General features: G+C 74.4%; 5 protein-coding genes. 2 read left to right on the top strand and 3 right to left on the bottom strand.

Going from position 1 to position 6,694, the window contains the following annotated elements:
• A partial coding sequence (locus tag ACFFF6_RS09515) for a serine/threonine-protein kinase (protein ID WP_376980127.1) occupies nucleotides 1-1,018 on the bottom strand: 1,018 nt, incomplete at its 3' end.
• 25 nt (nucleotides 1,019-1,043) lie between these two features.
• Here ACFFF6_RS09515 and ACFFF6_RS09510 point away from each other — a divergent pair.
• Complete coding sequence (locus ACFFF6_RS09510) at nucleotides 1,044-2,270, top strand: hypothetical protein (RefSeq protein ID WP_376980126.1); 1,227 nt, start codon at nucleotides 1,044-1,046, stop codon at nucleotides 2,268-2,270.
• Nucleotides 2,271-2,275: 5 nt separating this feature from the next.
• Here ACFFF6_RS09510 and ACFFF6_RS09505 read toward each other — a convergent pair whose 3' ends face one another.
• Both ACFFF6_RS09505 and ACFFF6_RS09500 read right to left on the bottom strand, forming a co-directional pair.
• Nucleotides 2,276-4,129: an ABC transporter ATP-binding protein gene (locus ACFFF6_RS09505; protein WP_376980125.1), complete on the bottom strand. Its 1,854-nt coding sequence runs from the start codon at nucleotides 4,127-4,129 to the stop codon at nucleotides 2,276-2,278.
• On the bottom strand, nucleotides 4,126-5,922 hold the full coding sequence (locus ACFFF6_RS09500) for an ABC transporter ATP-binding protein (protein WP_376980124.1): 1,797 nt from the start codon (nucleotides 5,920-5,922) through the stop codon (nucleotides 4,126-4,128). Before ACFFF6_RS09500 ends, ACFFF6_RS09505 begins: the two co-directional genes overlap by 4 nt.
• A gap of 123 nt (nucleotides 5,923-6,045) precedes the next feature.
• Between ACFFF6_RS09500 and ACFFF6_RS09495 the strand changes: the two genes are divergently transcribed.
• A complete protein-coding gene (locus ACFFF6_RS09495; RefSeq protein ID WP_376980123.1) occupies nucleotides 6,046-6,663 on the top strand; it encodes a mycothiol-dependent nitroreductase Rv2466c family protein in 618 nt (205 codons plus the stop codon).
• The last annotated feature ends 31 nt before the right edge of the window (nucleotides 6,664-6,694 follow it).

The raw sequence follows: 6,694 nt of genomic DNA, 5'->3' as shown, positions 1-6,694 counted from the left end.
CGCGCCGGCGCGGGGCCACCGGCCGTGGGCGTGTCGGGGCCGGGTCCGGGGAGGCCGCGTCCGCGCCGGTCCGAGGCGTGCCCGGGCGAGGGAGAAGCCCCGTCGCGCGCAGCGCCGTGCGGTCGGTGTCCGCGCGCAGCACCTCCGTGCGCGCGAAGGGCGAGGATGCCGGCAGCGGCGGAAGACGGTCCGGGAACTCGAGCGGGACTCCTCCCCGGTCCGTCCAGGGCCCGGGGGAGGCGGCCGCGAAGCGGGCGAGCTCCGCGGACGCGGCGGACAGATCCGGGCAGCGCCGCTCCGGGTCGACCTCGAGCAGGGAGGCGATCACCCGTGCCAGCGGGGCGGCGCTGCCGGCCAGCACGGCCCGCACCGCGGGGGAGGATGATCCCGCGCGGTCGACGGCGGTGCGGGGGGACAGCATGACGAGGCCGACCACGCCGGCCGCCCACCGGTCCTGGGCGGGGGAGACCTTCCCCGTGGACATGATCTCGGGGGCGACGTACCCGGGGGTGCCGTTCACGAAGCCGGTCGCCGTCAGCCGCACGTCCCTCTCGTGGACGGCGATCCCGAAGTCCGCCAGGCGCATGATCGGCTCCCCGCGGCCCACCGGCTCGAACAGCATGTTCCCCGGCTTCACGTCCCGATGGATCCAGCCCTCCTCGTGCAGCCGCGCGAGACCCGCCAGGAGCTGGGAGAGGACGAGGGCCGCGAGCGGGTCCGAGAGCGGACCGCGGGACTGCAGCAGGTCCTGGAGGGTGCCGCCGCTGGCGAGCGGCATGCCGATCACGACATGGTCGTCCTCCGCCCCGAAGCCGTGCGGGGTCAGCAGATGCCGATGCTCGACGCGGATCGACTTCTCCCGCACGAAGCGGAGCATGTCCGAGGAGTCCCGCTGCCGCATCACCTTGGCTGCGCACACCACCCCGCTACGATGATCCACGGCGCGCCACACGGAGCCCGCGGCCCCGCTCGCGATCGGGTCCAGGAGCTCGTAGCGGCCCGCGATGACGTCACCCATGAGGGACATGATGGCAGAGGACACGATGAGAGCAGCCGCCCCGCGCACCGCCGCGCTGCTCGCGATCGCCCTCGCAGCGGCCGCGGCTCCGCCGGCGATCGCGGAGGGCTACGAGGTCTCCGGGGCGCCCGTCGCCGGGGCGGCCACGATCGCGGAGGCCCCGGCCATCGAGCCCGGGCTGGTCCAGGACTCCCTGCCGCCCCCGGGGGAGGACGGGGCCCGTCGGATCTACCGCATCGAGGTGCCGGATGGCGCGCGGCTGCACGCGACGGCGCTCGCGGTGCCCCTCGGCGCGGTCGCCGCGAGCGAGGACTACCCGCGGCTGGATCTCTCGACCCGCATCGTGGACTCCGCGGGGACGTCCTGCGAGGCCGATGTCGAGGACGACGTCGGCGATGCGACCACGGGCCGCGGCACCCTGCGGGCCTGGGCCTCCACCGGCGTCCTCGGGCAGGAGGACACCTGTGCGGGCGGCGCGCTGTTCCTCGTCGTCACGCGCGAGGGCGCGCTGCACGGGGACGAGGAGATCCCCCTCGAGCTGCGGACCGTGATCGAGCCCGCCGGGGACGGGGACGCGAGTCCCGCCCCGCGCGCGCACGCCGTCTCCGACGCGGGTCCCGAGGGCAGCGCTCCCGCGCAGGACGTGGTCACCGCGGGCGGGGCCTCCTACGCCGATGCCGCGCCGCTCGCGCCGGGCAGCTACCGGCTGGTCCTGGCACCGGACGACACCCGCTACATCGCGATCGACGCGGCCGAGGGCCAGCGGCTGCGCTGGCGCGCCGAGATCGTCAGCATCGGGCACGACGACTCCTCGCGACAGCTCGTGATCTCCCCGAGCAACCCGGCGAGGATGCGGGTGCCGCTCGCCGAGGACTCCGAGGAGTCGGTCTCCGCCACGGCCCGGACGGTCCTCGGCGCGGGCTACGCCGCGCCGATCAGCCTGCGCAACCGGGAGAGCGAGGATCCGGCGGTCGCAGGCGTGTGGATGCCCGGACGGCAGGTCCTCGCCCTCACGCAGCAGACGTACCCCGAGCACGAGGACGACGGCTCCCCGATCGCGCCGACCGGGGACATCGAGGTGGTGCTCACCCTCGAGGTGGAGGGGGAGCCCGTCTCCTCCCCGGAGGGGCGCGGCATCGGAGAGAGCCTGCGCGCCCTGCCGTGGACGCGCCTCGGGCTCGGCGGGGCGGCGGCGCTCGCCGGGCTGACCGGTCTCGTCCTGATCGGTCTCGCGGTCCTGCGCCGCCGCTGAGGGCGTCAGCTGATCCAGGCCTCCCACAGCCGGGCGTAGGCGCCGCCGGCGGCCACGAGCTCCGCGTGCGTGCCCTGCTCGACGGGACGGCCGTCGGCCATGACGAGGATCCGGTCCGCGTCCTGGGCCTGCGAGAGCCGGTGGGCGACGATCACCGTGGTGCGCCCCTCGGCGACCCGCAGCGCGGCCCGCTCCAGGACGCGAGCTCCGGAGGAGCCCTCGTCGGCCGTGGCCTCGTCCAGCACGAGCACGGCGGGGTCGCGCAGCACGATCCGGGCGAGGGCCAGCTGCTGGGACTGCTCCGCCGTGAGGCGCTCGCCCTTCTCGCCCACCTCGGTGTCCAGGCCCCGCGGCAGCGCCTGCACCCAGGACCACGCCTCGACCTGCTCGAGGGCCTCGCGCAGCTCGGGGACGGTCGCGTCCTCCTTCGCCAGCCGCAGATCCTCAGCGACGGTGCCGCGGAAGACGTGCACGTCCTGGCTGACGATGTTCGCGTGCCTCCGGATCGCCTCGAGGTCGGCGTCCTCGAGGTCCGCCCCGCCGTGCAGGACCCGGCCGTGGCGCGGGGCCAGCGTTCCGGCGAGGATCGCCGCGAGCGTCGACTTCCCCGCACCGGAGGCGCCTACGAGGGCGACCCGCTCCCCGGGGGCGATCTCGAGGTCGAGGGGGTGCAGCACGATGCGCTCCTCGCCGTCGGCGCCGGATCCGTAGGCGTGGGAGACCCCCTCGAGCCGGATCGAGGCGTCCGCGGGACGCTGCGGGCCGGGGGAGGCCGCCGGGTCGAAGGACTCGATGACGCCGACCATGCGGGTCAGGCTCGCGGCCGCGGACTGCACGTCGTCGAGGCTGAAGATCAGGTTCGTCATCGGCCACAGCAGGCTCACGACGTACAGGCCCGCCGCGGTGACGAGGCCGATCGGCGCGCCGCCCACGTGCACCATCGCGTAGCCCAGCACGAGCACGAGCGCGATCGCGAGGGACTCGGGCCACATGATGTAGGCCACCAGCCGGGTCACGAGCGTCATCACGCGCATCCCGAGCACGGCCGCGGTCTCCGACAGCACCGCCACGTGCCGGGTCTCGCGGCGCTCGATCCCGTAGGCGTGGACGGTGGGGATGCCGTGGATCGCGGAGAGCAGGCCCTGGGCGCGGGCGCCCATCGCGACTCGCTCGCGACGGTAGATCGGCGCCGTGCGGCGCAGGTACCAGATCGCGGCGATCACGTACATCGGCATGATGACCACGACGAGGATCAGCAGCCACGGGGACAGCAGGACCATGGAGATCATCGTGACCACGACGTAGAAGCCGACCTGGATGAGGTTCGGGACCACGTTGTTGACGGCGCGGGCGGTCACGTCGACGTCGTCGGCGACGCGCGAGAGCGCATCGCCGATGCCGGTGACCTCCATCGTCTGGGCGGGGAGGTCCAGGGCGCGGTCGATCACGTCCTCGCGCATGCCGGCCAGGACCCGCTGGCCCAGGCTCGACACGAGCGCCCAGCCGAGCGCGGACAGCACGGCCTGCAGCGCGCCGGAGAGCAGGATCAGGCCGCCCTGGCGCCACAGGTCGCCGGCGCTCGCCCCGTTCTGGACGAGGTCGACGCTCTGGCCGATCAGCCGCGGCATCCAGGCGGCCGCGGCGGCCCCGCCGATGACGACGAGCAGGGTCAGGGCGGTCGAGGCCCAGAAGACGCGCAGGCGCCGTCCCAGGTGGGCGAAGGCCGCGCCGACCGTCGCGATCGGCAGGATCTGGGCGTGCTCGTCGAGCTGCCGGCGCGCGGTCGCGTCGGCGCCGAGCAGCTCCTCGGGCTCGGCGTCCCAGTCGATCAGGGGCTGATCTGCGGTGCGGGTGGTCATCGCTGCACCATCTCCCGGTACTCCTCGAGCTCCATCAGCTCCGCATGGGAGCCGTGGGCGGTGATGCGGCCGGCACGCACGAGGTGGACCTCGTCGGCCTCCCGCAGAAGGGCAGGGGCCCGCGTGACCATGAGGGTCGCGCGGTCCTCGCGGCGGCGGTCCGCCACGAGCGCCTCCGCGATGTGCTGCTCGGTGACGGCGTCGACCGCGGTGGTCGGGTCGTGCAGCACGAGCACGGGCGCATCGGAGGCGACGGCGCGGGCCAGAGCGATCCGCTGGCGCTGTCCGCCGGACAGGTTCGCCCCGCGGTCCAGGATGCGGGTGTCGTAGCCCTCCGGCAGGATCCGCAGCAGGTCGTCGGCGCCGGCCGCCCGGAGGGCCTCGGAGGCCCAGGTGTCGTCGGAGCCGTCGGTCGCCGCGGAGGCGGGCGCCCGGGTGGCGAGCTGCTCGCGCAGCGTGCCGTCGAACAGGTCCACGACATGCGGCTCGATGAGCAGGTCCGCGCGGGTCGAGAAGCGGTCGGCGCCGCGGATCGGCGTGGAGCCGAGCGCGACCTCGCCCGCCTCCGCCCGTCCCGAGACCGCGCTGATCATGGCGTCGGCATCGCGCGCATCGGCGCAGGCGACCGCGACGACCTTCCCGTCGGGGACGGCCAGGTCGACGTCCTCGAGGCTTCCGGCGCGGACGCCGCGCAGGTGCAGGCCCCCGGTGCCGGGGCGACGCTCGCCCGGACGGGTCTCGCCCCGCTCGTCGCGGGCGGTGCGCAGATGGCCCAGCGACAGCTCCGGATCGTCGATGGTGCGCCCGAAGTCGGCCAGCAGGTCGCGCACGCGTCGGGCCGAGGTCGACATCGACGCCCACCAGACCGGCAGGCCCGACAGCCCCTGCAGCATGCCCATGTTGTTGCGGGCGACGCCGACCACCGCGATGAGGGTGCCGATGGTCAGCGCGCCGGCGAGGGTGCGCTGCGCCGCGATGATCACGACGGCCGCCATCATCGCCGCGGTCACGAGGGTCGTCAGACCGCTCGAGACGCCGGAGAAGCGGGCGTTGACGAGCGCCGCGTCGAGGGCGACCCGCGAGCGGTGACGGTACTGGGCGCGGGCACGGGCCTGCACGCCGAGGCCCTGCAGCACGCGCAGGCCGTGGACCAGGTCCGTCGCGGTCGCGGCGGCATCGGCCGCCTTGGACTGCTGGTTGTCGTAGCGCGCGGACAGCACGGGGCTGATCACGCGGATCACGACGACCATCACGATGATCCCGATGAGTGTCGCCAGGCCCAGCCAGGCATCGAGGACGGCCAGCCAGACGCCGGCGGCGAGCACGACCGCCGAGGCCGGGAAGGCCCAGGGGAGCATGTCCATCACGTCGGATGCCTTGTCCGCGTCGGAGGTCGCGATCGAGAGGACCTCCCCGGCGGGACGCTCGACCGGCTTCGAGCGCGGGTCGAGGACGGCGCCGGTCACCGCGACGCGCAGCCGGTGGCGCTCGACCATGCGCGCCTTCTGCGAGGCCCGGAACATGACGATCCACGCCCAGGTGCCCAGGATGCGCATGACGACGATCCCGGCCGCGCCCAGCAGGGTCAGCCGCAGATCGCCGCCGGCGATGCCGGCGTCGATCACGAAGCCGATGATGACGGGCACCAGCATCTCCGAGGCCTCGACCAGGAAGGAGAGGATCAGGATCCAGGGGAGCTCGCGCCGGTGCTGGCGCAGGATGGAGCGCATCACGCCGGGAGGGCGGGACGCGGGGGCGGAGGCGGCCGTCGGGGCCGGGCGGTTCAGGGGCACCGGTATATCCAACGTCCCTGCGCACGCCGTGGCAATCCGTTTTCGAGATGGCGTGGGCCACGCGACCGCGGCAGGTGAGAGGATGGGCGGGATCGTGCACCGGATCCTTGGAGGAGATCGCCCGTGAGCCGTCCCGTCGAGCTGTTCGTCGACCCCGCCTGCCCCTACGCCTGGATGACCAGCCGCTGGCTGCACCACGCGGCCGGGGTCCGCGACATCGCCCCGACGTTCTCGGTGATGTCCCTCTCCGTGCTCAACGAGGGACGCGAGCTCGATCCCGGCTACCGCGCCATGCTCGACGAGTCCTGGGGGCCGGTGCGCGTCGCGATCGCGATCGTGACGCGGCACGGCGCCGAGCCCTTCTCCCGCTGGTACACGGCCTGGGGCGAGGAATGGCATGTCGCGGACCGCAAGGAGGACCGCCGTGCCACGGCCGCCCGCGCCCTCGAGGCGGCGGAGCTGCCCGCCTCCCTGATCGACGTGTTCGACCCGGTCCCCGGCGATGAGATCGACCAGGCGTTGCGCGCCTCCCACGCACGGGCGGTCGGGATGGTCGGCGAGGACGTCGGCACCCCGGTCATCTCCTTCGGCGAGGGCACCGCCTACTTCGGACCGGTCGTCTCCCCGGCCCCGCGCGGCGAGGACGCCGGCCGTCTCTTCGACGGGGTCGAGGCGCTCGCGAGCGTCCCCGGCCTCTACGAGCTCAAGCGCACCCGCACCGGCGGCGTGGATCTCCGCTGACCCGCTCTCCCGCATCTCCGACACCGTCCCG

It is taken from the genome of Brachybacterium hainanense (assembly GCF_042434575.1).
Taxonomy (GTDB): domain Bacteria; phylum Actinomycetota; class Actinomycetes; order Actinomycetales; family Dermabacteraceae; genus Brachybacterium; species Brachybacterium hainanense.
The sequence above is the reverse complement of the archived record's forward strand: the minus strand, read 5'-3'. Positions and strand labels throughout refer to the sequence as shown.